Annotated in this window: 21 protein-coding genes and 1 pseudogene; 13 read left to right on the forward strand and 9 right to left on the reverse strand. The window is 67.3% G+C overall.

Annotated features, from left to right (window positions below; all coding sequences use genetic code 11):
- Window positions 1-238 precede the first annotated feature (238 nt).
- On the reverse strand, window positions 239-2,206 hold the full coding sequence (locus KDL01_RS01550) for a KedN5 family methylcobalamin-dependent radical SAM C-methyltransferase (protein WP_281415182.1): 1,968 nt from the start codon (window positions 2,204-2,206) through the stop codon (window positions 239-241).
- 316 nt (window positions 2,207-2,522) lie between these two features.
- Here KDL01_RS01550 and KDL01_RS01555 point away from each other — a divergent pair, with 316 nt between their 5' ends.
- On the forward strand, window positions 2,523-3,701 hold the full coding sequence (locus tag KDL01_RS01555) for an epoxide hydrolase family protein (protein ID WP_212526463.1): 1,179 nt from the start codon (window positions 2,523-2,525) through the stop codon (window positions 3,699-3,701).
- 281 nt (window positions 3,702-3,982) lie between these two features.
- Here KDL01_RS01555 and KDL01_RS01560 read toward each other — a convergent pair whose 3' ends face one another.
- Complete coding sequence (locus KDL01_RS01560; RefSeq protein WP_212526464.1) at window positions 3,983-5,548, reverse strand: GMC family oxidoreductase; 1,566 nt, start codon at window positions 5,546-5,548, stop codon at window positions 3,983-3,985.
- A gap of 513 nt (window positions 5,549-6,061) precedes the next feature.
- Here KDL01_RS01560 and KDL01_RS01565 point away from each other — a divergent pair.
- The 4 genes from KDL01_RS01565 to KDL01_RS01580 all read left to right on the forward strand — a co-directional run bounded on the left by KDL01_RS01565 (window position 6,062) and on the right by KDL01_RS01580 (window position 10,903).
- Complete coding sequence (locus KDL01_RS01565) at window positions 6,062-6,799, forward strand: class I SAM-dependent methyltransferase (protein WP_212526465.1); 738 nt, start codon at window positions 6,062-6,064, stop codon at window positions 6,797-6,799.
- 318 nt (window positions 6,800-7,117) lie between these two features.
- Entirely contained in the window at window positions 7,118-8,527 is a 1,410-nt protein-coding gene (locus KDL01_RS01570) for a nucleotide disphospho-sugar-binding domain-containing protein (protein WP_212526466.1), read from the forward strand.
- A 308-nt stretch (window positions 8,528-8,835) separates the two neighbouring features.
- A complete protein-coding gene (locus KDL01_RS01575) occupies window positions 8,836-9,750 on the forward strand; it encodes a putative sugar O-methyltransferase (protein ID WP_281415178.1) in 915 nt (304 codons plus the stop codon).
- A gap of 16 nt (window positions 9,751-9,766) precedes the next feature.
- Window positions 9,767-10,903, forward strand: a complete 1,137-nt coding sequence (locus tag KDL01_RS01580) for a DegT/DnrJ/EryC1/StrS family aminotransferase (protein ID WP_212526468.1) — start codon at window positions 9,767-9,769, stop codon at window positions 10,901-10,903.
- 242 nt (window positions 10,904-11,145) lie between these two features.
- On the opposite strand, the gene KDL01_RS01585 is transcribed toward KDL01_RS01580, so the two are convergent.
- Both KDL01_RS01585 and KDL01_RS46735 read right to left on the reverse strand, forming a co-directional pair.
- Window positions 11,146-12,012, reverse strand: a complete 867-nt coding sequence (locus tag KDL01_RS01585) for a GNAT family N-acetyltransferase (protein ID WP_212526469.1) — start codon at window positions 12,010-12,012, stop codon at window positions 11,146-11,148.
- A 137-nt stretch (window positions 12,013-12,149) separates the two neighbouring features.
- A pseudogene (locus KDL01_RS46735) lies at window positions 12,150-12,293 on the reverse strand (transposase); the annotation flags it as partial.
- A 44-nt stretch (window positions 12,294-12,337) separates the two neighbouring features.
- Between KDL01_RS46735 and KDL01_RS01595 the strand changes: the two are divergent.
- Complete coding sequence (locus KDL01_RS01595) at window positions 12,338-12,754, forward strand: hypothetical protein (RefSeq protein WP_212526471.1); 417 nt, start codon at window positions 12,338-12,340, stop codon at window positions 12,752-12,754.
- Window positions 12,755-12,770: 16 nt separating this feature from the next.
- On the opposite strand, the gene KDL01_RS01600 is transcribed toward KDL01_RS01595, so the two are convergent.
- Window positions 12,771-13,232 (reverse strand): DUF4240 domain-containing protein, encoded by a 462-nt coding sequence (locus KDL01_RS01600; RefSeq protein ID WP_246575805.1) that lies wholly within the window; start codon window positions 13,230-13,232, stop codon window positions 12,771-12,773.
- Window positions 13,233-14,593: 1,361 nt separating this feature from the next.
- Here KDL01_RS01600 and KDL01_RS01605 point away from each other — a divergent pair.
- The 4 genes from KDL01_RS01605 to KDL01_RS01620 all read left to right on the forward strand — a co-directional run bounded on the left by KDL01_RS01605 (window position 14,594) and on the right by KDL01_RS01620 (window position 18,135).
- On the forward strand, window positions 14,594-15,406 hold the full coding sequence (locus KDL01_RS01605) for a helix-turn-helix transcriptional regulator (RefSeq protein WP_212526473.1): 813 nt from the start codon (window positions 14,594-14,596) through the stop codon (window positions 15,404-15,406).
- A gap of 256 nt (window positions 15,407-15,662) precedes the next feature.
- Window positions 15,663-16,205: a phosphopantetheine-binding protein gene (locus tag KDL01_RS01610; protein ID WP_212526474.1), complete on the forward strand. Its 543-nt coding sequence runs from the start codon at window positions 15,663-15,665 to the stop codon at window positions 16,203-16,205.
- A 5-nt stretch (window positions 16,206-16,210) separates the two neighbouring features.
- Window positions 16,211-17,359, forward strand: coding sequence for a pyridoxal phosphate-dependent aminotransferase (locus KDL01_RS01615; protein WP_212526475.1), 1,149 nt, complete (start codon window positions 16,211-16,213; stop codon window positions 17,357-17,359).
- Window positions 17,360-17,361: 2 nt separating this feature from the next.
- Window positions 17,362-18,135: an SDR family NAD(P)-dependent oxidoreductase gene (locus KDL01_RS01620; RefSeq protein WP_246575799.1), complete on the forward strand. Its 774-nt coding sequence runs from the start codon at window positions 17,362-17,364 to the stop codon at window positions 18,133-18,135.
- 273 nt (window positions 18,136-18,408) lie between these two features.
- Here KDL01_RS01620 and KDL01_RS01625 read toward each other — a convergent pair whose 3' ends face one another.
- From KDL01_RS01625 to KDL01_RS01640, 4 genes are read right to left on the reverse strand one after another with little or no spacing between them, the layout of a single operon-like run.
- Entirely contained in the window at window positions 18,409-18,642 is a 234-nt protein-coding gene (locus KDL01_RS01625; RefSeq protein ID WP_212526477.1) for an acyl carrier protein, read from the reverse strand.
- 31 nt (window positions 18,643-18,673) lie between these two features.
- Entirely contained in the window at window positions 18,674-19,702 is a 1,029-nt protein-coding gene (locus KDL01_RS01630) for a beta-ketoacyl-ACP synthase III (protein WP_212526478.1), read from the reverse strand.
- Entirely contained in the window at window positions 19,699-20,748 is a 1,050-nt protein-coding gene (dmpG, locus tag KDL01_RS01635; protein WP_212526479.1) for a 4-hydroxy-2-oxovalerate aldolase, read from the reverse strand. Before dmpG ends, KDL01_RS01630 begins: the two co-directional genes overlap by 4 nt.
- A complete protein-coding gene (locus KDL01_RS01640; protein ID WP_212526480.1) occupies window positions 20,745-21,653 on the reverse strand; it encodes an acetylating acetaldehyde dehydrogenase in 909 nt (302 codons plus the stop codon). Before KDL01_RS01640 ends, dmpG begins: the two co-directional genes overlap by 4 nt.
- A gap of 248 nt (window positions 21,654-21,901) precedes the next feature.
- On the opposite strand from KDL01_RS01640, the gene KDL01_RS01645 reads away from it, so the two are divergent.
- The 3 genes from KDL01_RS01645 (at window position 21,902) to KDL01_RS01655 (ending at window position 26,453) form a co-directional block, all read left to right on the forward strand.
- Window positions 21,902-23,230, forward strand: a complete 1,329-nt coding sequence (locus tag KDL01_RS01645; protein ID WP_212526481.1) for a condensation domain-containing protein — start codon at window positions 21,902-21,904, stop codon at window positions 23,228-23,230.
- A gap of 40 nt (window positions 23,231-23,270) precedes the next feature.
- Window positions 23,271-24,611: an extracellular solute-binding protein gene (locus KDL01_RS01650; protein WP_212526482.1), complete on the forward strand. Its 1,341-nt coding sequence runs from the start codon at window positions 23,271-23,273 to the stop codon at window positions 24,609-24,611.
- 81 nt (window positions 24,612-24,692) lie between these two features.
- Window positions 24,693-26,453 carry a non-ribosomal peptide synthetase gene (locus tag KDL01_RS01655; RefSeq protein WP_212526483.1) on the forward strand — a complete coding sequence of 587 codons (1,761 nt, stop codon included), beginning with the start codon at window positions 24,693-24,695 and terminating at the stop codon, window positions 26,451-26,453.
- Window positions 26,454-26,459: the final 6 nt, after the last annotated feature.

Here is a 26,459-nt window from a genome sequence, read left to right on the forward strand (position 1 = left end):
GGCGTCGTATGAATATCGTAGACCATGCGCGGCAGGCCATACGCGTAAACGCGGCATTACCGCCCGGTCGGCATAGTGCCGCCAATGCCGAAGTCGGCATTGCGCACCTTTCTTCAAGACCGGATACGAGACGTCCGCGTCATCCAGGTGGTCCACCCGGGTCGGGGTGCTCGATCGGTCTCGGCAAGAGCGTCGTCGGCATGAAGCCCGGCTCGCTCAAGGGCCTGAGACCGCGGCCTCAGCAGTTGCGCTGTTCCGCCGGACCGCGCACGATGTCCTGCTCCGGCACGCCCATGTAGTGGACCACGATCTCGTGGTTGGTCGAGGTGACGGCCGACTCGGACCCGGCCCGGTAGTACAGGTCCACCGTGGTGGGCCGCGGGGTGAGGTCCGGCTCGCCGTCGGCCTTGAAGGTGGCGATGATGGTCGGGATGTCGTGGCCGAGCGCGACACCTGCCCGCAGGTAGTACGTGTCCCCGTCCACCGTCACCAGCGTGACGTCGTCGTCGGGGGCGAGCCCCTCGGGCCGGTACACCGGTCGGGTGAGCAGGTCGTACCGGAACACCTCGGCCAGCAGGTCCTCGTGCTCGGCCGGGAGCAGCGGCCGCACCGCCTCGTCCCACCAGCGCAGCAGCAGCCGCTCGGCCTCGGGCTCGGTGAACAGGAACTTGATGGCCTCGCCGAGGCCGTTGGTGCCGACCTTGGCCTGGGCCGCCCGCAGGAACTCGGCCGACGGGTCGGTGGCGGTGGCGATCCACGCCTCCAGGTTGAGCAGCGCCTGGGACTGGCTCAGCCCGGCCAGCCGGCGCAGCGCGACCCAGCTGTGGCGCAGCACCGCGTTCTCGGCCACCACCCGGGCCCAGAACATGAACTTCTGCATCTCCTGGTTCTGGGCGAACGTCATGGTGTCGTGGGCCAGCAGGTACTCGAAGTCGTCGTTGTCCCCGCGGACGCTCTTGATGCCGAACCGTTCCTTCTTCTCCATGTAGTCGGTGTTGGGCAGCAGCAGGAGCGGGTAGACGGCGATGCGCGACATCCGCTGGGCCAGCCGGTCGTAGCCCTCCATGAAGGATTCGATCGTCTCCCCCGGCGCGCCCCAGATCAGCTCCGCGTAGCAGTCCAGCCCTTCGCCGGCGAGCCAGTTGGTGAGGTCCTCCCACTCGTTGACCTTCATGTTGCGCCGCCGCATCAGATCGAGCGCGGTGTCGTTCAACGTCTGCAGCGCCAGGGTGAAGGAGCTCTTCATGCCGGCTTCCTTCATCGTGCGCACGATCTGGTAGAACGTCTTCGACTTGTTCTTGGCCCACGACGTCTCCAGCGCCCGCGGGAAGCCGTACCGGTCCCGAGTCTCGATGAGCGCCTTGACGAACTCGTAGTCGCCCGGCAGCATGCCGAAGTTCGCGTCGCAGGCCACCACCGTGTGGACCCCGAGCTTGCCGAAGATCTCCAGTTCCTCGCGCAGCCGCTCGATCGAGAACGCCCGCACCTTCTGGCCGGTCGCGCCGCCCCAATAGCAGAACGAGCACTTGTACGGGCAGCCCCGGTTGGTCTCCATCAGGGCGACGTCGTAGCGGAACTTGCCGTCGGCGTCGGTCAGATCGAGCGCGCCGGTGAGGAACGGCGACGGGATCGAGTCGAGGTCGTCGATGCGGGCCCGCTCGGCCGTGGTGACGGCCTTGCCGTCGACGCTCTGGAACGAGAGCCCGTCGATGTCGGCGAGGTCGTGCCGGCTGGCGCCGTCGAGGTAGGCCCGCAGCAGGTCGCGGAACGTCAGTTCGCCCTCGCCGTTGATGACGATGTCGACCTCGGGGAACATCCGGAACACCCGGTCCGCCTGGTTGGTCGCGTGGTTGCCGCCGAAGACGACCCAGCCGTCCGGGTTGAGCTGCTTGAAGGTGGCGGCCAGGGCGCCGAACGAGTGGTAGTTCCAGCCGAGCACCGAGAACGCGATGACGTCGGGGACGCCGTCGGTGAACAGGGTGTTCGCCATCGTCGTGTTGGTGACACCGCCCCGGAAGTTGACGATCTCGATGTTCGCCTCATGCCGGATGCGGTCGTCGGACAGGGCCATCGACTTGAGATACCCGGCCGCCAGCGGCATCGACTCGAGCGGCATGTCCCAAACGCCCTGCTGTACCAGACAGACCTTCGTGGATTGTTCAAGAGACACGGGTAGCTCCTTGCACGATGGAAGGACCAGGGTCATCTCCATCGTCAGCAGCCGGAGAACAGGTAGGCGTCTCCGATGTTGCGTACGCAGGGTGAGGAAGCACAATCGATGAGTGAGCGACGCGCTGAAGGCCTCTGATCATTGGCCCGCGCCGGCTACCCGGTGATCGCAAGCTGCTCGAACACCGGGCCTGCGCCGGCCCCGAAGCGCGCCGCATCCGTTGCCGATCAGGCAATCCAGAGGATGCGCTCCCGCGCGCGCAGGTGCGAGGGTCATGTTAAGCCCGGCCGCCTGTCTGTCCTGCACGGACTTACGCCGCCGCTCTACCCGACCTGGACACGAGAGTAGGCCAATGAAACCGTTCAGTATCGACATCCCCCAGAGCGAGCTCGACGATCTCCGGCGCCGGCTGGCCCATGCGCGCTGGTCGCAGGATCTGCCCGGAGTCGGCTGGGCCCGGGGGGTTCCGCTGGACTACCTCAAGAGCATGACGGAGTACTGGCTCAACGGCTACGACTGGCGGGCCATGGAGCGGCAGCTCAACGGCCTGCCGCAGTTCACCACGGAGATCGACGGCGCGAACGTCCACTTCATGCACGTACGTTCTCCGGAGCCGAACGCCCTGCCGCTGATCATCACGCATGGCTGGCCCGGTTCGGTGGCTGAGTTCCTCAATGTCGTCGGCCCGCTCACCAACCCCGTCGCGCACGGCGGCGACGCGGCGGACGCGTTCCATCTCGTCATCCCGTCCATCCCCGGCTACGGCTTCTCGGGTCCGCTGCGCGAGCCCGGGTGGGACATCGCCCGCATCGCCCGGGCCTGGGCGGAGCTGATGAACCGTCTGGGCTACGAGCGTTACGGCACCCAGGGCGGTGACTTCGGGTCGCCCATCTCCCTCGGCGTGGGACGGGTCGACCCCAAGCACGTCGTCGGGGTGCACACCAACATGTTGGCGGTGTTCCCGTCCGGCGATCCGGCCGAGATGGCGAACCTCAGCGGCGAGGACATGGCCCGCCTCGGCGGCCTCGCGAAGTTCGACTCCGACGGCTCGGGCTATATGAAGCTCCTGTCGACGAGACCGCAGACCGTGTCGTATGCACTCAACGACTCGCCGATCGGCCAACTGGCGTGGATCATGGAACGCTTCAAGGAGTGGACCGCGCCGGCCGAGGTGCCCGAGGACGTGATCGATCGCGATCTGCTGCTGACCAATGTGATGATCTATTGGCTGACCGGCACGGCCGGCTCATCCGGGCAGCTGTACTACGAGATCACCGATCTGCAGCGCAGGCAGTCCGCCGACCCGACCGGCGAGATGCTGGCCGGATACCGGGAGGAGCCGCTGAACGTACCCCTCGGCGTGGCCGTCTTCCCGAACGACTGCTTCGTCCCGGTGCGCCGTCTGGCCGACCGTGACTTCACGTCCATCGCGCACTGGAGCGAGTTCACGCGCGGCGGGCACTTCCCCGCCATGGAGGTCCCGGATCTCTTCGTGAATGACGTCAGGGCATTCTTCCGCACCGTGAAGTAGCAGCCGCGTGGTTGTGCGCCGCCCGCCCTCGTGGCCGGGCGGCGCACCAGCGTGACGTGCGGCAATCCGACGCGCGGTAATCCGACGCGCGGTAATCCGACGCGCGGTAATCCGACGCGCGGTAAGAGCATCGCCTCGTGCCTCATCAAGATCGCTGTGTCGCAACAGCGATCTTGATGAGGCACGAGGCGATTTCCTGCTGCGAAACCCGGTGCCCACGACCCGGAGGACGGTCCACTCCTCCGGGTCGGGCGTCATCGCGGGGATGTCGGGCGAAGTCCTCAGGGTTCGCGTAAGAGCCTGGCGGCTCGTTCGGCGATCATGATCGTGGCCGCGTGGGGGTTGCCGCGCACGATGCTGGGCATGATCGACGCGTCCGCGATGTGCAGTCCCCGGATCCCGTGGACGGCCAGGTCGGGGCCGACGACCGTCCCCTCGCCGGTACCCATCCGGCAGGTCCCGACGGGATGGTGGGTCGACCGCACCTCCTCGGCAAGGTAGGTGTCGAGTGCCTCGTCGGTGGTGAGTTCCTGGGCCGGCGCCATCGGCGGACCACAGAGCGCGCGCAGAGCCGGGTCGTCGAACAGGCGGTCCCGGACCCAGACGAGCCCATCCCGCAGGCTCTCGCGGTCGTGGCCGTCGCTGAGGTAGGCCGGGTCCACCAGCGGCGGTGCTCCGGGGTCCGCTGACGCCAGGCGCACCGTGCCGCGGCTGCGTGGCGTCAACAGAATCAGCATGCAGCTGACTATCGGCTGCGGGAACGGTGTCCCGTCGGGGCCGGATCGGAGCACCACGAAGGACAGTTGAAGGTTCGGTGCGGGAGTGTCGGGGTCCGTCTGCAGCAGGGCACCCGCTTGGAAGTGGACGCCCTGCTGGTCGTGCCCTGACTCGGCCGGAGGGTCGATGCCCGGCAGCGACGGCCAGATGATGGGCTCCAAGGGGTGGTCCTGGAGGTTCGCGCCGACACCGGGTAGATCGTGGACGGTCGCGATGCCGTGCTCGGCCAGGTGTGCGGCCGGTCCGATGCCGGAGAGCATCATCAACTGCGGGGTACGCAGCGCCCCCGCGGTCAACACCACTGTCCGGCGGGCACGGATCACGCGCCTGGTCGAGTCGGCGAGCTGCACGCCGTTGACGGCCTTGCCGGCCGTCAGCAGGCGGGCGACCGGGGACGCCGTCGCGACGGTGAGGTTGGGCCGACCGAGCGCGGGCTGCAGGTAGCCCTCGATCACGCTGTGCCGCTTGCCGTTCACCGCGTTGGATCGCAGCGGTCCGAACCCGGCGCGACCGTCGTCGGCATCGATGTACGGCAGGACCTTGAGCCCCTGGTTGCCGCCTGCCGCGATGAACGCCTTGGCGAAGACGTCGAGCCCGGTGGCGTCGCTGAGCGCCATCGGCGAGTCGGCACCGCCGATGCGGGGAGCTGTTTTTTCGATCGCGCGGAAAACAGGAAGGACCGAGTCCCAGCCCCACCCGCTCGCGCCCGCCTTGGCCCAGGAGTCGTAGTCGACCGGGTGCCCCCGCAGCCACACCATGGAATTGACCGCGCTGCCACCGCCCAGCGCCCGCCCGGTCAGCAGCGAGACTGCTCGACCGCCGAGTGCGGCCTGTGGTGTCGTCAGATGTTCCCAGAACCAGGGCGACTCCGGCTCGTGAAGCCAGATGGCCGACGACTGATTCGTGAACTCGGGGCCGTCGAGACGTTCGCCTGCCTCCAGTGCCAGCACGCTACAATTCGGGTCCTCACTGAGCCGGGCCGCGAGAACACATCCCGCGGCGCCGGCTCCGACGACGATGACGTCTACCTCTTCGGGCAGCTCAGACGCGTTGTTCACCAAGCCGGGCATGCGTGACATTGAAGCAAGCAAAGCTGGGCACGAACAAGCCGAACAACACCCTGCGGGGCATATTCAGCACGGCCGAAGAAGGGCCGCCCGTGTCACGGCCTGCCGACCGCCTCGACGTCACCGAGGTTGCCGACACCGGATCCGCCGGCTCCGCCACCGCGCTCCGCTCGGTGACGACGGGGCCGGGCGCGGCACGAGCGGGACGGGCACTTCGGGAGATGCGTGCCGGTGGCGAGGGCTGTGACCATTCATGGTGTTCGCGACCGTGCCGCGTGAGGAGGGTTGCATGCCCGTACGTCGAAGCATCGCCGCTACTCGCTGCCGCGCAACGTGTTCCGGACCTCGCCGTTCGCCCGGTCGACCGCGTTCGCGTCCCCCGGCGGCGCCGGGCGGGGGCCGGCCGGAGAGCGGACCCGCGATCGGGCCGGCCGCGTACGTCACGTCGCCGTACCCGCGCCGGCGCGGCTGATCCGATCCGGCTCATGCATTTTACAACTATCCATGGAGGAAAACATGCTTGCGGAGGCGTTTTTCCAGGTGGGTCGCGGACTGGTCAAAGACCTTCCGCCCAAGGGACGCGAGTACTTCGCGGCCCGGGTCTGGAACCCGACCCGATACGACAAGTCGAGCCTGGGCGGTCCGGAGATCGCGGACAACGAGCGGCGCATCATCGAACTCATCGAGCGTTACGGCGAGGGAGCCCAGCGAACGATGGAGTTCGGCAGCGGGCCGGGCATCTACCTCGAGGCGGCGGTGAAGCACACGTCGGCGCCCGAGGTGGTCGGGGTCGACGTGTCGGCCAAGGCGCTCGCGGCCAGCCGCGACCGGGTCAACAGCCCGCGGCTGCGCCTGGTCCACGGCGACTTCTGGTCCGACCTCGAGCTGGGCCAGGCCGACGTGGTGATCTGTGTCAACGCGATCCACCACCTGGGCCGGGTCCAGGACGTGATCGAGCGGCTGAAGAAGTTCGTCAAGCCGGGTGGCGTGCTCATCGGCAACGTCTGGACGATGGACCACTACCACGAGTACCAGCGCAACGTGCACGGCCCGTGGCGTCACCTCGGCCGCAGCCTGTCGTTCCTGGGCAACGCGGTCGCGCTGCGGGCGACCGACGGCCAGATCCACTGGGGCGCCTACCGGTCGCAGATCCTCTACGTGAACGAGGTCGACGCCATTCTGCGCAGCGTGTCGACGGACGTGCTCTACCGCTCCAACACCCGGTACCTCACCGGGTTCGCCATCCGTTGCTAACGGGTTGCCTGAGGGTTTGTTCGTAGCCTGTCCGTCTTGATGCGGGTGCGAACGTAGCGGCCTCGCCGGGTTTTGCACGGGAGTCACCACACGACCGTGCACACCCCGACGAGGCCTTGTGTCCATCCTGGGGTCATGCGGAACCGGATCCGTCAGGCCGAAACCGCCGCGGGGTTCGGCGTGGACCGCGCGGGCTTCCGGTCGCGGTGACCCGTACTGCACAAGCGTGAAGAGGTCGCGATGAGTGCCCTGTGAAACTATTCGAAGTAAAGACTTCAACTCGTGGCGCTTGCGGGCGTCTTGTCAGGGAGGGCATTCATGCGAGTCTTGCTGACCTGCTATCCGGCAAACGTTCATCTGTATCCGATCGCACCGCTGGCCTGGGCGCTGCAGAGTGCCGGACACGAGGTTCGCATCGGCACGCATTTGCACGGGGGCTTCGCGGACGCCCTTACGCGGACCGGCCTCATCACGGTGTCACTCGGGGATCCCAACGATCCCGAGCCGGTTCTCAGGCCGGACGCCAGAATGTCCGCCATGCCGGACGAAGTGGACGCCTACGCGAAGATCATGGGCCTGAACCCGGACGAGCGCGAACACTGGATCTGCTTCTATCAGTACCTTATCAATCCGATTTCCGAGTATCTGAGGCCTGACCTTCCGTATGCGGACGACCTGGTGGAGTTCGCGCGCACGTGGAAGCCGGACCTCGTGCTCTGGGATCCGGTGTTCGCGCCCGGTGCGGTGGCCGCGGCGGCCAGCGGTGCGGTCCACGCACGCTTCCTCGGCAGCATGCTGGACTGGCCCGGCTTCTTTCACAACAGACTCGAGGAATACCGGACCCAGCTCGAGGCGGCCGGACTGGTGGCGAACCCGTTCGCGGAGGCGATGCGGCCGCTGGCCGAGCGATACGGCGTAACGGTCGACAAGGAACTCCTGTTCGGGCAGTGGACGGTTGATCCGCTGCCGGACGGTATTCGGCTGGAGACCGATCTGCCGAAGCTTCCTGTGCGCTGGGTGCCGTACGCCTTCGCGGAGACCTCCCAGCCGTGGCTGCTCCAGCGGCTGGAGCGGCCGCGAATCGCCCTGTCGCTGGGCGAGTCGATGCGGCGGGTCGTCAACGGTGACTTCGGTCGCACGCCCAAGCTGTTCGAGGCCTTGGCCGACCTCGACGTGGACGTGATCGCGACCCTGAACAGTCGCCAGCTCGACGGGGTGCGGCGGATTCCGGACAACGTGCACGTGTCCGATTGGCTGCCCCTGCCTCAGGTTCTGCCGACGTGCTCGCTCCATATCCACCACGGTGGCAGCGGCACAGCCATGCCGGCGGTCGCGTCGAGGGTGCCGCAGATCGTCACCGACACCGACGAGTCCAACATGCTTCGCCGCGTCACGGCGGCGGCTGTCACCGGGGCCGCCATGACCAGCGACGAAATCGAGTACGACGAGGCCGCGGCCGCGGCCGAGGCGGTCTGGGAACTCCCGGCAAAACACATGATGGCACCCTGGTGGTCGAACTACGTGGTCAAGTACGGCGCGGGTGTCAGGATGAACTACCAGACCATGTCCGTGGAGGAGATCCGCAAGCAGATCCTCGAAGTCCTGCACGGACCGTCGTACCGGGCCGGCGCCAACAAGCTGCACGACATCTGGCTGGCGACCCCGAGCCCGAACGAGATCGTTCCGGCGCTGGAGCGACTGACCGCCGAAGGCCGCAGCCGGATCTGAGTTCGGCGCCGGAACGCAGACGGCTGCTGGTCAGCCTCCTGGACGGCACGCCGATCCGTGCCCGGTCCGCTCGGTGGAAACCCGCGGCAAGCCAGCGTTCTGAGACATGGTCGCCGAGATCATCAGTAACTCCGGCGGCGGATGGGTGCCCGGACTCCGGGCACCCATCGAGGAGAGTTGTCGCACATATAATTCCGGCGTATCATCCACACCGGCCACCACCCCCCGCCACGCCGACTACCGAGACTTCTGCGACGCCGTCTGCGGACTATTCCCGATAGTCGGCACGGCGGGATTGGAACACGACAATGCCTCATAAATACGGCCCGAGTCAGCTGCGGATGCGCCACAACGATGTTCACGTCACTGCCGAAGCGGCCAGGGAATTGGACAGCTTCAAGTCGCAGCCGATCAACTTCAAGATCGGATTCTGGGATCCCAGCGTCAACGGGGTGCGGTATCTGAAGGCGCTGACCTATAACCTGGCAGCCGGGTTGAGCGCGGAAAGCCGGGCCAGATTGCGCAGAATCAGCAATCGGAACATCGGCGAACCGATCACGGTGAAGTACGCCGGGGACGCGGTCTGCATGGACTACGTGCAGGCGGTGCTCGAATTGGAGTTCATCACGGCCGGTTTCAATCCAGACGGCCGGCGGATCCTGGAGATCGGTGCCGGGTACGGGCGCGCCTGCCACACCATGCTGTCGAACCACGACGTCGCCGCGTACTACATCGTCGATCTGGAAAACTCTCTGACGCTCTCCAGCGGGTACCTGGAGAAGGTGCTCGATGCCGACCAGTTCGCCAAGGTCCACTTCCTCACGATCGACGAGGTGGACGAACTGCCGGACTCCGAGCGCTTCGACCTGGGCGTCGGCGTCAACGCGTTCGCCGAGATGACCGTCGACACCGTGCGGAACTACCTTGCGTTCATCGACAAGCGCTGCGACCACTTCTATGTGAAGGACCCGGTCGGAAAATACCTGGACGGCAGCCTGGACGGTCACTCGGAGGGCCGTGAGGTGGTCGAGCTGGCATTGACCACCGGCATGTTGCAAGACGTCATCGACGTCCATGACAGCGAGGCGGTTGCGGCCCACGCCCGCAACTTCGTTTCGGCCTACCAGCCTGGTGCGGCGTGGCGTTGCTCCGCCGACGGCTGGGCCGCGCCATGGAGCTTCTACTGGCAGGCGCTGTACAAGAACGAGCGTCCGGCAGCGTAGAGGTGAGTGATCTTTCATGATTCCGCTGTTCAATGTCGCAATGTCGCAGCAGGACGCGCTGGACCGGGTAGCCGGCGTTCTGCGCAGCGGTCGGCTCGAACACGGGCCGATCGTCACGGAGTTCGAAGGCGTACTCGGCGAGCGCATCGGCAACCCGAGGGTCATCGCGCTCAACAGCGGCTCCTCGGGCCTGCATCTCGGCATCGATCTCGCAGCCCGGTCGCGATCGGCCGAGGGGCGCCACGGTGACGAGCCGGGCGAGGTGCTGAGCACCCCGCTGACCTTCGAGGGTACGAACTGGCCGATCCTCGCCAATGGACTGCGCATCCGTTGGGTAGACGTCGATCCGGCCACGTTGAACATCGACCTTGACGACCTGGAACGGAAGATCTCGCCCGCGACCAGGGCGATCGTGGTCGTGCACTGGACCGGCTATCCAGTGGACCTGAACCGGCTACGCGAAATCCTGGACCGGGCGGAGGAACGCTTCGGGTTTCGTCCGATGGTGATCGAGGACTGTGCACAAGCCTGGGGGGCCACGTACCGGGACCTGCCCCTGGGTAACCATGGCAATATCTGCATGTTCAGCTTCGGCGCGCTCAAGCAGCTCACCTGCGGTAGCGGTGGGATGCTCGTTCTCCCGGACGACGATCTTTATGAGCAGGCCAGATCGCGCAGGTGGTACGGGATCAACAGGCAGGCAGACCGGATGCACGGTGGCTACGACGTCTCCGAGTGGGGCTTCCGCTTCTACATGAACGACATCGCCGCCGCGATCGGCCTCGCGAACCTGCAGCTGGCCGACGAACTGGTGGAGCGTCATCGGACCAACGCAGCCTTCTACGACAAAGAACTGTCCGGAGTGCCGGGCCTCGAGCAGACGGAGCGGGCTCAGGACAGGCAAGCTTCGTTCTGGGTGTACCCCGTCAAGGTGTCCGACCGGCCATCGTTCATGCGCAAACTCGCCGACGCGGGCATCGTGACCAGCATCATTTCCCGACGCAACGACGCGCACAGCTGTGTCGACGCCATGAGCACGACGCTTCCCGGCCTCGACAGCGTGTCCGATCGAGTGGTCTACATCCCGGTCGGCTGGTGGTTGTCCGAAGGCGACCGCGCCCACATCGCGGAGACGATCAAAGCCGGCTGGTGACCGCCGCCACGTGTGAAGCCTTGGTTGGCGCGTGAGGATGTGCAGGCTTGACCACGGCATCAAGGGGTTGGTCCATGAGGGCTTCGCCCGCCGGGATGGCGGCGACATAGCCGTCCTCAGGACAGAACCTCACGGATATGAATATTCCGCAATAGCATGGCCGATATTCACATCGCACGGCATCCCGGTAAGGGCGCCTCTGGCTTTCCGCCGGAGGGGCCCCGCCGGACGGGTGCCCCGAGTCAGGCGCTCCGGGAGATGTCCAGCCGCTCGGCGCCGGCCGTGAACCCGGCGGACTTGTACGTCGCGACGGCACCGGCCAGGGAGTTCTGCGTGCACACGAAGGCGCTGGACGAGCCCATCGCCCGCAGCGCCGCCGCCCCGGCGAGCGTGATGGCCCTGCCGTGGCCTTGATGGCGGTGGTCCCGGTGCGTGCCCAGCGGCTCGATCAGGCCGGGCTTGCCCGGGCCGGCCAACCAGACGCCGATGTTCGCCACCGGGGTGTCCTGGTCGTCGTAGGCGATCAGGAAGCGGGCGTCGGAGAATGCCGGTCCGGCGGCCAGCGCGTGCCAACGGTCCATCGAGAAGGTCGACTTTTCCCACGCCGCCACGGTGACGGCGATCCACACGTGCGCCGAGTCGGAATCGGCCACCTCGATCCGCAGCCCCGGGTCCTGCACCGGTTCCGCGAGGTCGAGGGACAGCGGGGTCCACGCGTCGTCGGTCTTCCAGCCGTCCGCCAGCAGCAGTTCCTTGACCAGCGTGCCGTTCGCCGCCGCCAGATACACGGCTCCCGCGGGCAGTACGCCTCGCTCCGGGGCCGAGAAGTCCTCGATGAGGACCCGGGCCGTCGCCTCGTCCCGCTGGAGCTCCGGTGCGACCGCCAGCCGCAGCAGGTCGGGCTGGTCCAGAAACCCGACGGCGACGATCCGGCTGTCCCTGCTCCAGGTCCGGACGGTCGAGACCACCTTCTCCACGCCGTGCGAGCAGGCCCAGCCCAGGTCGCCGGGATGCAGCTCCAGCGGCGCCTTGTCGTGCTGCCAGTCCCGCAGCGCGGCGAGGACTTCGTGGAACTCGGTGACTCCCGGCGTGCTCAGCGCAATAGTCATGGGCAGATCACACACCCGTCTGCCGCGCCGCGCATCTGGTTTTCCAGCCGGCGCAATGCAAGGCTCATCGAGCGTGACCTCAGCATCAAAGGCCTGAGCGTTTCGTGGTCGGCTGTGCGTCCGCCGGTGTGGGTGGTGAGGTGGCCTCGGGCTCGTCGGGTGGTGCCGCAGCGGGCGCGCAGTCGCTGGTCGGCGGGGTTGCGATACCCGAAGGCGCAGCGCGCATCAGTCTTGATCAGTCGGTTGACGCCCTCCGAGGAGGCGTTCGTGACGCCGGTCGTGAAATCGCGGTCGGCGTGAAGCCGCACCATTTACGCTCCACCCCATGCGCACTGTGTTCATCTTCCCCACAGGAGAGCGGGCCGAGACTGTTGCCTCACTCGACCGGAACCTGCCCCAGCAGCGCGATCCGTGGACCTACAACGGCGACCTCTATATCAACATCGACGATGAGCAGACCGGCTACCTCTTCTCCGACTGGGATCCCGACGATGTGACGGCAGTCGAAGCGGCCATGCAGCACCACCCCACCTGGGCAGTGCAGATCGACATCTCCGGGCGGATCGACGGCACCGCGGAGGTTCACCACATGGTCGCACTACTGCTGGAACACGGCGGCGTGGCGACCGATGACTACTCGGCCCACCCCTGGACTCTGCAGGAGATCGAGTCCGGAGAGACGATCGACGGTCTGCGCTTCTTCGACTTCCGAGCCTTCCACGAGCTCAATCAGGAGCGCTGAGGGCGGAGTCAGGACGTCAGCCCCGTCCCGGCCAGCCGTCACGGTTCGAATACGACTCGAACGAGTACTGCGTCCTACGGTCCCATTCCTCACTTGTCACCAGCTCAAATGCGTTCTGGGCTACGTACAGCAGCCACTCACCCTCCAGATTCGTCGCCGTGAACGGCCCGAAGCCCGAGGGGTCATCGAAGACGCCCTCATAAACGTCGCGCCCGGCTGCGACCACCGCGCACCGCGCATAGAGGAAATGATCACCCGACTGCGGAAAGGGGGCGTCCGGGGACCCCATGTTCGCCACGGGCAAGCGTCCGAAGCGCTCCTGGTCGAGCCGATACAGGGACTCGGCTATCCGTTCCCCGAACCCGGCGATCTCCTGCACCTCCCGCAGGGCCAGGGCGTTCGTCAGTCGAGTGCATGAGTCATAGTCGGTCCGTCCCCCGAGGGTGGCGATCAGCTTCCAGAAGTCGTCCCAGGTCATCACGGCTGCAGCATCGCACGCACCACTGACAACGCGTTCTCCGCACAGGAACCGGCACCCGCAGTCCAGGATCAGTCGAGGTTCCGGGTGGTGATCGCGGTCTGGGTGAATCTGGGTGCGGTGTTGCGGATCCCGGGCGGGGTGGCGAGGTTCGCGCTCTCGGACTACGTCATGACCGTGTGACGATCGAGCGCGTCGCCGGGATCCGGGTGCGTGGTCCCGGATGGTGGCCCTGGGGCGGCATTACCGCGGCCGACTGGCCGGCTGGCGGACGGGCGCGGGGTGGTGTGCCGCGTCCCGGAGGTCGCGCTCGATCTGGCGGTCGGGGCCGGCAGCTGGTCGGCGATGGGCGGAGCGTGCGCTGGGGCTCGGTGCGCTGTTCGGTCGCGCTCGGGCACGTCGGCATCTTCATGTTCTGCCGGGTGGGTGGCGAGGAGTTGGTTGTGACCGCCGACACTGCGGCCGGGCCGTGCGAGATCGCCCGGCACCGGCTCTGGACTCCGGGCGACACTGCATCCTCGACGAGCACTACCTCGACTGCCCCGACCGCCCCGACGGCTGGGCGATCCTGGCTCCCAGGCCCGAGCCGCGGCCCCAGGCCCAATCCACGGATCGCCTCCGAGGGCTGACGGGGTATTCGGCGGCGGTCAAACGCGGCGAGCGAGCCACGTCGGTCAGCACTCTGATCGTGATGCGACCGTTGGTAGAGGCGGTTTTATGTGCTAGGCACCATGGAAGATGTTGCGGGTAGTCGAGGACCTGCAAACTATCACTAGGCCCATCCAGGTGAATGTTGGTTTGCCGGACAGGCTATTCGAAGTCACCTGTCCGCGAAATCGCTCGTTTGCCTTGGGTCGTTTATCACTTCAGCAGAATTTCAGCACGCATAGGCTGCGGGCGTTCTCGAGAACTCATCGGCGAAGCCCAATCCAACGCGCCGTCGTGCGGACACCATACCGCTCAATATACGTGGTGTGATGTGTGCCATTCACGAGGTGGCATACCTAGACCGTAACTGCGACGGCGTCGATTCTTGCTCTGTGTCGATGGGCGGTCGCACTACAGAGTAGGAACGTCACGCCTTCCTGCGTCGAGACGAGTGTCGTGGCGAGTGTGTTCCGCGCGGCGTCGATGAAACGGGAAATGTGATGCAGGACTAGGGCTTTCGCGATGCCGCGCTGAACCATGTCAAGTTCTTCGAGGGGCGTTTCTGGTTCCTTTAGGTAACCAAGTGCGGTCGTTGACGTCGCCATGTTGGCGCTTGGCACCTTTGTCGGCGGGTGCACTGATCAGGTGATTCTTGGCTGCCGTTGATTGCGCCTGCTGATCAACGGTGCAGAAAATCCATCACTGGAGGAACCATGCATTCGGCAGTGCGGGAAGCCATACATCTCATAAAGTCCAGGTATGCCGAACCCATAACGCTGGGCGAGCTGGCCTCGTCGGTCTTCGTCAGTCCGTATCACTTCTGCCGAGTCTTTGGTAAAGCCACCGGTCTTACGCCTGGTCGGTACCTGGCGGCGGTTCGCATGTTCGAGGCGAAGCGCCTGCTGTTGACCACGTCGCTGAGGGTCACGGACATCGTGTGCAGCGTCGGCTACAACAGCACCGGCACGTTCACCACAAGATTCACCAGCATGGTCGGGATGACTCCGACCCAGTACCGGGACCCGGACGTGCAGGCGCTCCTGGTGGCCATGGCGCCGGACCTGTTGCGTCTGCCGTCATCGGCGACATTGCGCGCCGCAGGCGTGGCACATGCCTCCCCGCCCGTCCACCGTGGTGGCACCGTGATGGTCGCGGCCGAACTGCCGTTGGCAGTCGGTCCCGTGCAGGTTCTGGTGGGGATATACCCGGAGCGCATTCCACAGGGCGCGCCGGTGGCCTACCGCTATGGGGAGATGAACGGAAGCGGCCTGATGACGATTGCCGGTGTGCCGGCCGGGCGATGGCATATATGGGCGGTGGCCGGTCAGGACAACGAGTCCCCGCAATGGCTGCTCAGCGGCAGATCCGTGAGCCCCGTGGTGGTGCGTCCTGATCAGTCCGCGCGAGCGACTGTCCGGATGAGGGAACTGAGCCCCAACGATGTGCCGGTAGCTCTCTCGCTTGCGCCGTGGCGAAATCGGAGTCTGGATATGCAGCCTTCCCAGCTGGTCGGCGCGGCCGCCTGAGGTGATCCGGTCACCGCTGTTGAACAACCGTCGAACTACCTACCGGGCGCGCTGGCGCACGGCGCGCGGGTCCGGTCGTCGCACGAGGTTCAGCATCTTTCACGTGCCTCGGACGATCGGTACGCGTGCACCGCAACTCATGGACGCTTCGAGGACCGGCGGGCCCGAATCCGAGCAACGCGGAGGACCTGCCGGCACGCCGAGGCTGCGAAGGTGTCCAGGGGACTCTCGGAGCTCTAATGGAGGTGAGCAGCTGATGGCTGTGACTGCGATCCAGGACGTGCGAGAAGTGTTGGGCGCCTACCCCGAACTCGCGGACGTCGCGGTCCTGACACATGTGCAGGAGCCTGTGGGCCAGGTCCTGGTGGCCTACGCTGTGCCCAACAGCCCTGATTTCGACCTGGAGGCGCTGCACAGGTACGTCAGGGCGATGTTGCCCGGCAGCGCGGTGCCGGCCGCCATCGTGGTCGTCGACGCCATCCCGACGGACTTCGCGGGAACGCCGGAGTCGCAGGCGCTGCCCGCACCGGATCTGCGTGGCCTGGTGCCCTACCGATCACCCGACACCCCGCGCCAGGTCGCCCTGTGCACGATCTTCGCCGAGGTGCTCTCCAGGCCTCGGTGCGGCGTCGATGACGACTTCTTTCGCCTGGGGGGCGAGTCGATCGACGCCATGCTGATCGCGAGCCGGGTCGGCCCGGAGTTCGGCCTGGAGATATCGATGAACGAGGTTTTCGATGCGCCCACCGTCGCGGAGCTCGACCAGCTTCTGACTCGGCTGAGCAGCACCGGAGGCTGACGACGGTGAAGGTTGCCAACAGGTTGCGAGGCCTGCAGCAGTCCGCGCTCGGGGCCATGACGGTGCGCTGTCAGGAACTCGGTGCCCTCAACCTCGCGCAGGGGCTCAGCCTGGTGCCGCCGCCCGCTTCGCTGCTTGCGGAGGGCGCACGAGACTTCAAGGACATCGGTCATTCCTACAGTCAGCCCGAAGGCCTCGCCGTCTTTCGCGAAGCCGTCTCCGACAAGGTGAACAGGCGCACCGGGCTCGGCATCGATCCCGCCACCCAGGTCTTGGCCACGGTCGGCGCGACGGGAGCTCTCATGGCGACGCTCACGGCCCTGCTCAACGCGGGAGACGGCGTCATCCTGTTCGAGCCCTTTTTCAGCTATTACCTGTCCTCGCTCAAGATGCTGAACCTGAGCCCCGAGCCGGTCCGGCTCGTCGGGCCGGACTTCGCGATCACCGAGGAATCGTTGCGGGCCGCCGTCACCGGCCGGACGCGTGCGATGATCATCTGCTCGCCGAACAATCCGAGCGGACACCGGCTCACCGCGGCGGAGCTCGAGATCGTCTCGGCCGTGGCGGATGAACATGATCTGCTCGTCATCACCGACGAGGTGTATGAAGAAATCTACTTCGGTCCGGCTCCGCATCTCGCCGCGGCGACGGTCGGAACCCTCAAGGAGCGAACGGTGACCTTGGGGTCGCTGGGAAAATCGTTCAGCATTCCCGGATGGCGGCTCGGTTACGCCCACGGCCCGGAACCACTGATCAGGTCGATCAGGATCGCGGCCGACGCGCTCGTGGTCTGCGCGCCCGCTCCGCTGCAGGAGCTCGGCGCGCGGGCGCTGAGCCTGGGCGAGGATTATTACCGCGATCTCCGCGCGATGTATGACCGCAAGCGCCGGACCCTGGCGGAAGGCTTCGCCGCCGCTGGGCTGTCGCCCAACGAACCGGAGGGTTCTTACTACCTGTTCGTCGATTGCTCGCCGATGGGCGTGACGACTGGGGTGGAAGCGGCCGAGATCCTGCTGGAGAACAGTCTCGTCGGGACGGTGCCCGGAGAGGTGTTCTACGTGGCCGCACCGGATCGTCCGTACGTCCGCGCCTGCTTCTCGCTGCCGGACGAGGTAATCGCCGAAGCCGTCAGCAGATTAGTGAAGGGGGTCTGACCATGGTCGAGAACGTGAGTGGGCCGGCCGGTGGTCGCGCGGTTCTCGTGACCGGCGCGGCGAGGGGTATCGGGTGGGCTGTGGCCAGACGGTTCGCGGCGGCCGGTGACCGGGTGGCGATTCTGGACAAGGTGCGGGGTGGTGCCGCAGACGAGTTGGTGGCCGGCCTCGACGGCAGCGGGCATATCGTCGTCGAGGCCGATCTGCTGGACGGTGCGGCCGTGCTGGCGGCGGTGGACTCGGCTGCCGAGCAGCTCGGCGGCCTGGACGTCCTGGTGAACAACGCCGGCATCTTCGTCGCGCACCCGATCACGGAGGTGGACTACGCCGCCTGGCAGGAGCACTGGCGCTCGACGCTGGGGGTCAACCTCATCGGAGCGGCCAACGTGACCTGGTGTGCGGTGCGGCACATGAAGGAGCGCGGCGGGCGGATCGTCAACGTCTCGTCGCGGGGTGCGTTCCGCGGCGAGCCGGACGTGCCGGCCTACGGGGCCAGCAAGGCGGGCCTGAACGCACTGACCCAGTCGATGGCGATCGCGCTCGCGCCGTACCGGATCGCGGTCTCCGCCGTGGCACCCGGATTCGTGGCCACGGACATGACCACGGACTGGCTCGCGCCGCCCGGCGGTGATGAGATCCGGGCGCAGAGCCCGTTCGGCCGGGTCGCCGAGCCGGACGAGATCGCCGCGGGCGTGTTCTTCCTGGCCTCCGCTCAGGCCGAGTGGGCCAGCGGCACCATCCTCGACCTGAACGGCGCCTCCTACCTGCGGACGTGACCAGGCAACGGTTGTCAGGCAACGGTTATGGGGAATTCACAGGCCGTTCGATAGGCGGTAGGCGGTAGGCGGTAAGCGATAGGCGAGCCGATAGGCGTTCGTCGTTCGAGCACGTGGAAGCCCCGTTCTCCGGTGTCGTGAGCGCCACCCTCGGCGTCTGCCGAGGGTGGCGGCGTGCTGTCGGAGGGGTGTGGCCGGCGTTCGGCTATAACAGGGCTCTACTTTGGCCGTGCCGGGGTCCGTCTGCACGAAGTACCATGCGCGAACGCCCGGTCAGGCGGCGGTCCGCTTCCGTTGCTCCATGAGCGTGACGATCTCCGCCAACGTGGCGAGTTCGAACAGCTCATCGTCGGTGATCTCCATACCATGGTGCTGCTTGAGCACCAAGGACAGCTCGACGACGGCGAGGGAGTCTATGCCCGCGTCCTCGCGGCTCGCGTCCGGACGCAGTCCGTCGACGTTCAGCTGCAGAACCTCGCTCATGACCGACTTCAGTAGCTCGAACATTGCGTCCTCCGGTGTTCGTCGGCTCGATGCCCTATGCGTCGTGGACTTCGAGTTCGGGCCAGGTCAGCGTGGTGGCGCCCCAGGTGAGGCCGCCACCGAAGGCGGCGAGCAGCACCCGGTGGCCGGCCTTGAGGGTCCCGTCCAGCGCCGCCTGGGCGAGCAGGACCGGAATCGAGGCGGCGGCGGTGTTGCCGACTTCGGCGATGTTCTGCGGTGCCGCGTCCCGGCGCAGGCCGAGCCGGGTGGCCAGCGCGGCGCTGACGCGCGCGTTCGCCTGGTGAGTGATCATGCGGTCGACCTCGCGCAGCTCCCAGCCCGCCGCGTCGAGCGCCTCCGTCGCCGCGGCGCTCATCCGCTCGACCGACTGCCGGAACACCTCGCGTCCCCGCATCTGGAAGTACTGCGACCCGTCGTCCGGTACCGCCGTTCGGAAGGGAAACCGCGAGCCGCCCGCCTTCACCGTGATCAGCTCGGCGCGAGCGCCGTCACTGCCCAGTACCAGCGGTCCGACGGCTCCCGGCTCGTCGGCCCGGCCGCGCCGCAGGACCACGGCGCCCGCTCCGTCACCGAAGATCGGCTGGGTCGTGCGGTCGTCCGGGTCGAGCAGGGTGGAGAACGCCTCAGCGGCGATCAGCAGGACGCGCTCGGCCAATCCCGCCGCGATGAAGCCCGCCGCGGTCGCCAGGCCGTAGACGAACCCCGTGCACACGGCGGAGACGTCGAAGGCTGCGACGCCGTTCAGGCCGAGGCGCGCGGCCACGTCGGGTGCGGTGGCCGGGCAACGGTAGTCCGGGGTCGTGGTCGCCAGCACGACGGCGTCGACCGGCCCGCCGCCGGCCGACTCGAGCGCGGCCCGGCCCGCCCCGACCGCGAGGTCGGACGTCGCCTCACCCGGCTCGACCCAGCGGCGGCGGGAGATCCCGGTCCGTCCCACGATCCAGTCCTCCGTCGCGTCGAGCCGCTCGCACAGCTGCGCGTTGGTGACCACCCGCTCCGGCAGCCGGTACCCGAGACCGCAGACGACCGCGCGGTCCGCGGGACCGGCCGCGCCACCCGTCACGACCGGTCCCCGGTCCCGGCGCCGCGCAGGGCCAGCGCGACATCCACGATGAGGTCTTCCTGGCCGGCGACGGCCTGACGGCGGCCGAGCTCGAAGAAGACGTCGCGCGGGTCGACGCCCTCGCGGGCGGAGACGTCGAGCACCGGGGTCTTGAACCCCGAGAACACGCCGGCCAGGCCGCTGACGATGGAGATGGAGTCGACCGTGGGCGGCGCGGGCATCAGGTCCCGTTCGGCGACGTCCGCCGCGTCCAGGAGCCCGTACAGGTCGATACCGGTGCGGTAGCCCACGCGTTCGAGCACCGGCACCAGCACCTCGAGCTGGGTGTTGCCCGCCCCCGCGCCGAAACCCCGGGCACAGGCATCCAGGATGGACGCTCCGGCGTCGGCCGCCGCGATGGAGTTCGCCACAGCCATGCCGAGGTTGTTGTGCCCGTGGAATATCACCGGCACGTCGACCGCGCCGCACATGGCCGTGATGCGCTCGGTGACATCGGCAGGCAGATAGTGGCCTGCGGAATCCATGATGCCCACCCCGGTGGCTCCGAACTCGACCAGGCGCGCGCAGTGCTCGGCGAGCTTCCCGGGCGTGGCCATGTGGCTCATCAGGAGCACCGCGTGCGCCTCGACGCCCTGCTCGCGCAGGAAACCGAGGTGCCGTTCGGCCAGGCTGGACTCGGTGCAGTGGGTGCCGATGCGCACCAGGTCGACGTCGTGCGCGATGGCGTTCTTCAGGTCCTCGATCGTGCCCCAGCCGGGCAACATGAAGACTCCGAGCTTACTGTTCGTCAGTGCGTCCCGGGTGACCGTCAGCATCTCGTCGTCGCTGAGCCTGGCTCGGCCGACCTGGAGAGAGGAGGCGCCCAGCCCGTTGCCGTGGCCGACCTCGACCACCGGAACACCCGCGGCGTCCGCGGCCAGCGCGTATGCGCGCAGCTGCTCTGCGCCGAGGCTGTGTCGGACGGCGTGGTGGCCGTCCCGCAGCGTCGGATCGTGAATCTGGATCGGCTTGTCCCCGGCGACATTGCGGCTCGTCACCTCGGTCATGAATACACCTCGCCTGCGATCGAGAGCCGGTCCGCCGCGTAGCTCTCCGCGGCCAGGAGCGCGGCCGAGTTGATGATGTCGAGATTCCCGGCATAGCGCGGGACGCGGTCCCCGGACGAGGTGACCTCGACGGCGACGAAGCCCTCGCCGTCGTTCACGGTGCACGCCTTCACCTCGAAACCCCTGGCGAAGGAGCGGACTTCGGCCGCGGCCGCCAGCACGATCGAGTGCAGCGAGTCGATCGTGAGATCCCGGCCCAGCAGGGACATGGCGACGCGGAAGGTCGCGGGCGGCCGCGAGGGGCTGATGTTGAGGATCGCCTTGACGTCGGTGACCCCGCTGAAGCAGCGGACCGCCTCCTGCGTGGTGTCCACGTACTCGTCGAGGTTCATGCGCGTCCCGCGGCCGATGCTCAGGGTGGCGGCAGTCGTCACCACCTCGATGTAGTCGATCTCATGGGCCTGCGAGATCGCGTGCAGGATCGGCACGGCCGCCTGCCCGCCGCAGCTCACCATGCTGAGGTCTCGGTGTGCGCAGATGTCGGCCCGATTGACGGTCGGGAAGATCATCTGCCCGTTCCGACTGGGCGTCAGGTCGATGAGCATCGTGCCCGAGGGTGCGAGCTTCTCCACATGCTCGGCGTGGGAGGACGCGCTGGTGGCGTCGAAGACCACGTCGAACGGTTCGCGGTCCACGAGGGACTGTACGCCGCCCGTCGCGACCGGCACACCGAACTGGCGCGCCTGCCGCAGTCCCGACGTGGCCTCGTCTCGGCCCACGACGAGCCTCAGGTCGAGATGGTCCGAGCGGGCGATCTTGGTCATCAGGTCGATGCCGATGAGGCCGGCGCCGAGCACCGCCACGGACAGCCGGCCTGCCACTGCCCGGGAGTCGTTGTCGGTCATTCGTCACTCCTGACAAGGGATTCATGCTTTCAGGCCGAGCTTCAGCGCCCTGTCGCCGTGTCGGCGACGCCGAGACAGCAGCGGTCGGCACTCATGGTCGCAGTCGACCGCGCCGGCAGACGTCTTCAAAACTGTGGAGTCGGCGCAATGGTGGGCAACGGAGAAGGTGACCCGAACTCATGCCGTCAGCATGATGGGGGAGAAACGCGGACCGGCCCGACGTCGATGGGTAGATGGGGAGCTGCACTGTGGATCAGTATCCGCTGAATTCTCGGCACAGGGACCCGGAGGGCCTGGTTCGCTCACCGCGGCACGTCGTCGCACTCGCTCTTCGTATCAAGGGAGAGTTGCGCGTCGATGCCCTTCAGGATGCGCTCGACGAGGTGGTGGAAAGGCAGGAAGCACTTCGCACCCGGATTCACTACGACGAGCAGGACGGCACTCGCGGATTCGAGGAAGTACTAGCGCCGCAACCGGTTCCGCTCACCGTTTACGACACTCCGCTACCGCGCGGCCGGCCTCGCGACGAGATGGCCCTCGACGTTCATGTCGCGTTGCACGAAGCGGAGCTCTCCTTTCTCGCCATTCCTTCTCTGCGCGCCGACTTGTATCGCTTCGACGACCGGGATGCGCTGCTGACCCTGGTGACCCACCATCTCTTCTCCGACGGCTGGTCCTCCGACCTGCTCCGCCGCGAGATCGCGGCGTGCTACCGGGCGAGACTGGCCGGCGTGCCGCACACGCTGCCGAGTCCGGTCCCGTACCGGATGTACGACACCTGGAAACGGGAGTTCCTGGCGAGCGAGAAGGCGGCGGAGTGCAGTCGGTACTGGGGGCGTGAGCTGGCCGGCGTCGAGATGTACACGATGCCCGCCGATCGGCCGCACGGTCCCGAGACCCGGGCGCCGCGAACCGAGATGGAGACCTTCACGATCGATCCCGGCAGGTTCGCCGAGGTCGCCGCGAGCGCGGCCCGGCATCGATGCAGTGTCTGGCACGTCTTCCTGGCGGCGTTCATGGTTCTCGCGGAGAAGGTCTCCGGCCGGACCGACATCACCCTGCCGATCGTCAACAATGGACGCTACGACGAGAGGTTCTATCAGACCGTCGGCTTGTTCGTCGATCTGGTGCCCGTTCGCCTTGACTTCGGCGGCTGTGCGAGTTTCCGCGACCTCATGCTCCTCGCGCGCCGGGCAAGTGCTGATTCCCAGCAGCACAGGATGCCTTTCGATTCCCTACTCGAGGTGTTCCCCGACCTCGTGAAGGGCGCCTTCGATCCGCTGGCGTTGTTGCCCAGTTTCAACTACGTCCGGTCACCGAAGGCCGAGGTGCAAACCCGGTTCGCGGCCAGTGTCGAACCGGTCGTGCCGGAGAAAGAAGTGTCAGCTTCCTATGTTCGCGGCGCGTTCGCGTTCATCTGGACCTTTGTCGTTCTTTCGTCCGGCGAATTTCGATGTGCCATTGGATATGAACCCGACGCGATCGACGCGGCTACGGTGCAGCGCTTGGGCATTGAATTCGTCGATCTGATCCAGATGATAGCCGACCGCCCGGACCAGAAATGGAAAGACCGCTAGAAACCCATGTGATGCCAGCACCGAGTCGTAGAGGATCGTCATGCCGATAGACATCGAAGTATGGGCCGCCGCGAGCCCCAACAACACGCTTCCCGGGTTCGGCGACCCGCTGGTGAACGCCGCCGAGTCGTTCAGCCGGGTCCACCCGGAGTACCGGGTCCACTTCCGCAAGGTCGAGACCCACGTGATGGCCGAGACGGTGGCCGAGGCGGTCGTGCAGGGAAACCCGCCGGACATCGCGGAATACATGTACTCCTCGACCCAGACCGCGCTCGACACCCGTACCCCCGCCGGTGATCCGTTCTTCGTGCCGGTCCAGCGCGCGATCGCCGGCCGGTCCGAGATCCTGGGGGAGCGGGTGGTGATCCAGGACCTCATGCCCGCCGTGCGTGACTACTGGACCGTCGGCGGCGATCTGGTCGCCTTCCCGAGCTTCGTGGCCACGAACCTGCTCTTCGCGAACAAGACGATGCTCACCGCCGCCGGAATCGAGCGCATGCCGGTGACCTGGCAGGACCTCGAGGAGGCCTGCGCCGCCATCGCCAAGCTGCCGGACGGGCCGGGGCACGGGGTCAGCTGGCCGAACTACGGCTGGGTGTTCCACCAGGAGCTGGCCGGACAGCGCGCGCTGCTGGTCAACAACGGCAACGGCCGGTCCGGCCGGGCCACCCGCGTCCTGCTCGACTCCCCCCAGATGCTCAACTACGTGCAGTGGTGGAAGCGGATGCTCGAAGACGGTCACTACCTCCCCACCGAGGAGCTCCACTACTTCACCGCGATGCAGGCCTTCGAGCGCCAGGAGATCGCGTTCGTGGTCTCGTCCTCGGCCATCGGCCGGATGATGAGCGACATCGCCACCTCGTCGGGCTTCGAGCTCACGGCGGGCCAGCTGCCGCGCCCCATCGAGGACTGTTCCCCCGGCGGCACCGTCGCCGGCCAGGCGCTCTTCCTCGCCAGGGGCCTGCCGAAGGCGAAGGAGGACGGCGCCCTCGCCTTCCTGCAGCACCAGCTCAACGCGTCACACGCGGTGGCGCGCATGCACGAGCCCACGAATCCGATGACCTCGTACCCGATCACCCTGGCCGCCTACCAGAAGGCGACGGCGGACGACTGGATCGACCCGTACCCCGGCTACGGGCAGGCGATCGCGCAGATCACCTCGGCGGAGCGGACCGTGGCGTCGTCAGGCCCGATGGTCGGCAACCTCAACGGCATCAACATCGCCATCACCGAGGCGCTCAAGGACGTGCTGCTCAACGGGGCGGACCCGGTGGCCCGGTTCCGAGCGGCGACCCAGGAAGCGCAGGAGGTGCTCGACCGGTACAACTCGGCGGTCCTGGCCTACCCGCCGCGGACCCCGGCCGATCTCCGGGCGGGCTGAGAGCCGTCGACGCCGGCACCGCCCGGCGCGGAAACGCGTCCGGGCGGTCTCGATCAACCAGGCCTTGATGAGGAGAGTGGAATGGTGGGTCTTTCGATCCCCGCCCGGTTCGCCGAACAACTCGCGCGGACCCCGGAAGCGACGGCGGTGACCGAGGCCGCGACCGGAGCGGAGCTGAGCTATCGGGAATTGGACCAGCGGGCCAACCGACTCGCGCAGCACCTCATCGGACTCGGCGTCGGTCGTGAGGACCGGGTGGCGGTCCTGATGGAACGGTCGATCGGCCTGGTGGTGGCCTTTCTGGCGATTCTCAAGGCCGGCGCGGTCTACCTGCCGATCCACGAGTCGTATCCGGCCGACCGGCGGCAGTGGGTGATCGACCGGGCGGGCGCCGCGGTGCTGCTGACCGACGAAACGACGCGCGCGACGGACCTGCCGGCCGGTGTTCCGGTCGTCACGGTGGACGATCCGGCGCTCGTGCGCGAACCGGCCCTCGACCCTGGGGTGTCGATCCATCCAGGCCAACTGGCCTACGTGATCTACACCTCAGGGTCCACCGGCCTGCCGAAGGGGGTCGCGGTGACCCAGCAGGAGGTGGTGCGGCTGCTGTGCGATCCACAGTGGTCGCCCGAGCGGTACGCCCGTTCGTTGCTGCTGGGACCGCACGCCTTCGACATCTTCGTCTTCGAGGTCTGGCTGCCGTTGCTGCACGGCGGACAGGTGGTCGTCGCGCCACCCGGACGGCTCGAGCCCGCGACGCTGCGCCGGTTGATCGCGGCGCACCGGATCACCGGTCTGCATCTGACCGCGGGCCTGTTCCGGGTGATCGCGGAGGAAGCGCCGGAGGCGTTGCGCGGGCTGCGCGAGGTGCTCACCGGTGGCGACGTGATCGCGCCCACCGCGGTCAGCCGAGTACTCGAGGTCTGCGACGGCATCGTGGTGCGCGCCGCGTACGGTGCGACCGAAGGGACGGTGCTCTCTGCCCATCTCCCGCTGACCAGGGGAGCGCAGATCGGCACGGTGGTGCCGATCGGCGACCCGCTGACCGGTGTCACGGTGCGCGTTCTGGACGGCCGCCTCACGCCGGTGCCCGCTGAAGTGGCCGGCGAGATCTACCTCGCGGACGCGGGCGTCGCCCGCGGCTATCTCGGCCAGCCCGGCCAGACCGCCGAGCGGTTCGTGGCCGACCCGTTCGGTGCGCCGGGATCGCGCATGTACCGCACCGGCGACCTGGCCCGCCGGACCGCCGGCGGCGTGCTCGAGTTTCTCGGGCGCGTGGACAGCCAGTTGAAGATCCTCGGCTTCCTCGTCGAACCGGCCGAGGTGGAGGCGGCGTTGGCCGGCTACCCGGGGGTGGCCCAGGCCGTCGTGCTGGCACGCGAACTCGAGGGCGGAGAGAAACAACTGGTCGGTTATGTCGTGCCGGAATCCGGCGGGCTCGATCTCGCCGCGTTGCGCGCCCACACCAGAACCCTGTTGCCGGACTACATGGTGCCCGCCGCATTCGTCAGCCTGGACTCGCTGCCGCTGACCGCCAACGGCAAGCTGGACCGGGCGGCGATGCCGGCACCGGACTTCGACCAGATCCGCGCCTCCCGCGCTCCGGAGAGCGCTCTGCACCTGGTCCTCTGTGAGATTTTCAGCTCCGTGCTCGGGGTGCCCGAGGTGGGGATCGACGACAGCTTCTTCGAGCTCGGCGGCCAGTCGCTGCAGGCCATGCGGCTGCTCAACCAGATAAGGACCAAGACCGGGGTCGACATATTGGTCAACACACTGTTCGACGCACCGACCGTGGCCGAACTGGCCGCGTTCGTCGACGCCAAGCGGACCACCGCGGTCTGAGACAGG

Source organism: Actinospica durhamensis (assembly GCF_018139695.1).
Taxonomy (GTDB): Bacteria; Actinomycetota; Actinomycetes; order Streptomycetales; family Catenulisporaceae; genus Actinospica; species Actinospica durhamensis.

Bases quoted from the DNA above. Each gene is read 5' to 3' on its own strand.
- KDL01_RS01650 (WP_212526482.1), top strand. From the start codon at position 23,271: ATGCCGATAGACATCGAAGTATGGGCCGCCGCGAGCCCCAACAACACG.
- KDL01_RS01640 (WP_212526480.1), bottom strand. From the start codon at position 21,653: ATGACCGACAACGACTCCCGGGCAGTGGCAGGCCGGCTGTCCGTGGCG.
- KDL01_RS01600 (WP_246575805.1), bottom strand. From the start codon at position 13,232: ATGACCTGGGACGACTTCTGGAAGCTGATCGCCACCCTCGGGGGACGG.
- KDL01_RS01575 (WP_281415178.1), top strand. From the start codon at position 8,836: ATGCCTCATAAATACGGCCCGAGTCAGCTGCGGATGCGCCACAACGAT.
- KDL01_RS01625 (WP_212526477.1), bottom strand. From the start codon at position 18,642: ATGTTCGAGCTACTGAAGTCGGTCATGAGCGAGGTTCTGCAGCTGAAC.
- KDL01_RS01595 (WP_212526471.1), top strand. From the start codon at position 12,338: ATGCGCACTGTGTTCATCTTCCCCACAGGAGAGCGGGCCGAGACTGTT.
- KDL01_RS01585 (WP_212526469.1), bottom strand. From the start codon at position 12,012: ATGACTATTGCGCTGAGCACGCCGGGAGTCACCGAGTTCCACGAAGTC.
- KDL01_RS01570 (WP_212526466.1), top strand. From the start codon at position 7,118: ATGCGAGTCTTGCTGACCTGCTATCCGGCAAACGTTCATCTGTATCCG.
- KDL01_RS01565 (WP_212526465.1), top strand. From the start codon at position 6,062: ATGCTTGCGGAGGCGTTTTTCCAGGTGGGTCGCGGACTGGTCAAAGAC.
- KDL01_RS01605 (WP_212526473.1), top strand. From the start codon at position 14,594: ATGCATTCGGCAGTGCGGGAAGCCATACATCTCATAAAGTCCAGGTAT.
- KDL01_RS01620 (WP_246575799.1), top strand. From the start codon at position 17,362: ATGGTCGAGAACGTGAGTGGGCCGGCCGGTGGTCGCGCGGTTCTCGTG.
- dmpG (WP_212526479.1), bottom strand. From the start codon at position 20,748: ATGACCGAGGTGACGAGCCGCAATGTCGCCGGGGACAAGCCGATCCAG.
- KDL01_RS01580 (WP_212526468.1), top strand. From the start codon at position 9,767: ATGATTCCGCTGTTCAATGTCGCAATGTCGCAGCAGGACGCGCTGGAC.
- KDL01_RS01560 (WP_212526464.1), bottom strand. From the start codon at position 5,548: ATGCCCGGCTTGGTGAACAACGCGTCTGAGCTGCCCGAAGAGGTAGAC.
- KDL01_RS01555 (WP_212526463.1), top strand. From the start codon at position 2,523: ATGAAACCGTTCAGTATCGACATCCCCCAGAGCGAGCTCGACGATCTC.
- KDL01_RS01610 (WP_212526474.1), top strand. From the start codon at position 15,663: ATGGCTGTGACTGCGATCCAGGACGTGCGAGAAGTGTTGGGCGCCTAC.
- KDL01_RS01655 (WP_212526483.1), top strand. From the start codon at position 24,693: ATGGTGGGTCTTTCGATCCCCGCCCGGTTCGCCGAACAACTCGCGCGG.
- KDL01_RS01550 (WP_281415182.1), bottom strand. From the start codon at position 2,206: ATGACCCTGGTCCTTCCATCGTGCAAGGAGCTACCCGTGTCTCTTGAA.